Genomic DNA, 1852 nt, shown 5'->3' with positions numbered 1-1852 from the left:
GATTCGGGGAAATTCAACATAAGTGCCAAACATTTTAAAATGAGCGAACAAAGTTATTTGTATATAAAACCCATGACTCCTGAAAAACCGAAATATATCATCAACATAAACGATAATAATTTTGAAACCCTAAATGAAAAAAGAACAACTTTAAGCTTTAATTACCCTATTTCAAAAAATACAGAACAAAATACAGAGCCACAAGGTTTTGATTTTGTTTCATCTGAAAAAGTCAATAAGCTAGAGGAAATACAAATTAATACTAAAAAGGAAAAGGTCTTTAGAGATAAATATCTTGGTGTTTTGGATAGTTTGGCTAATATAGATTTTAATGCTGATTTTGTCTGTAATGAACACACCGGAATACAAGTGCTAAACTGCTTCGAACACGGAAGAACCAACAAAAGCACTAAGCCCGTTCAAGGAAAAGAATATGAGGTTTTATTAGGAAAGAATAAAGAAGAATTGGATGAAACTTATAATCAAAACAGATTTTATGGTTCGATTCAAAAAGTTTATGAATATCCTCAATTATCTGAAGAAGAAATTCTTAAAAAATTCAACTTAATAATGCTCAAGGGCTATTACGGAAAACGTGAATTTTACAATCCTGTTTACGATGAAGTTACCGTAAACGATCCTTTTCCCGATTATAGAAATACGCTGTTTTGGAAACCAGATATTATTACCAACACCAACGGAGAAGTTGTAATTGAATTTCACTGTTCAGATATTAATTCAAATTTTCTAGGAGTTGTAGAAGGTGTAAGTGGTAATAGTCTACTTGGAAATAGACGTTTTGAGTTTAACGTAAAAAAGTAATAATGAAAACCAATCAACTACATTTACTCATTTGTATTCACACTATTCTCTGCTCTTTTATATGCAGTGGTCAATCTCAAGACAGCATAGCAAATATTATTACTGCGCAATTTGATACATTTGTAAATCAGGGCGATTCCAACAATATTTATCTTCAAACTAATAAAGGCATTTATGAAACCGAAGAAGATTTGTGGTTTAAAGCCTATGTTCTGGATGCAAAAACCTTATCGCCTTCTTTTTTAGATAAAACACTGTTTATCCAATTAATAGAAGACAGTACTAACCAAACAGTTATTGAAGAAAAACACGCCATAGAAAACGGTTTTGTAAATGGCCATATATTTTTGAATGATTCCTTAAAAAACGGCACATATTCGTTAATTGCTTATTCTGCTAATACCATAAAAACGAACACGAAAAACTACTATGCTATTCGCAAAATTCAATTATTTAAAATTGCTAAAGAAAAACAGGAAACAGTTTCAACTATTCAGGACAGCCTCTTACAGTTTTCTATATTTCCTGAAAGCGGTTATTTAATATCTGGAATTCCTAACAGAGTTGCCTTTAAGGCTACAAATTCAAAAGGAAAACCTTTAAATGTGAGTGGTTTTCTTTATAAAAATAATGTACCAATCATAAATTTTAAAAGTCTTCATGCAGGCATGGGTAATTTTCAGTTTATACCTCAATTGAAAAATAACTATCATATCAAACTTTCAGAACCTTACAGTGATAAAACATTTTCTTTACCTGAAATACTTCCTAAAGGGAATTTACTACAGTTACTAAGTCAAAACGATAAATATATTACTTTTAAAATTTCTCAATCGCAAGCACAAGAAAAACAAACCGTTTACTTGAGGGCACAACTTCGCGGCACAGTTTATAGCCTTGCTATTGGAGACATAGAAAAGGAACTGATTTTTAAAATCCCTATAAACGATATGCCACAAGGCATTGCAGAATTCACCTTATTTAACAGTGAATTAAAACCACTTGCCGAGCGCTTGGTTTATGTTAATCC

At 31.3% G+C, this 1852-nt stretch carries 1 protein-coding gene and 1 pseudogene; both read left to right on the top strand.

What is annotated here, in order from left to right; translation table 11 throughout:
• Nucleotides 1-822 (top strand): annotated as a pseudogene (locus tag ICJ85_RS16060) (hypothetical protein); the annotation flags it as partial.
• 2 nt (nucleotides 823-824) lie between these two features.
• Nucleotides 825-1852 (top strand): hypothetical protein (locus tag ICJ85_RS16055; RefSeq protein WP_206688056.1); only part of this gene is annotated, 1028 nt, incomplete at its 3' end.

It is taken from the genome of Aestuariibaculum marinum, from assembly GCF_014596975.1.
Classification (GTDB): Bacteria; Bacteroidota; Bacteroidia; order Flavobacteriales; family Flavobacteriaceae; genus Aestuariibaculum; species Aestuariibaculum marinum.
Note: the sequence above shows the minus strand (reverse complement) of the source record. Positions and strands in the feature narration are given on the sequence as shown.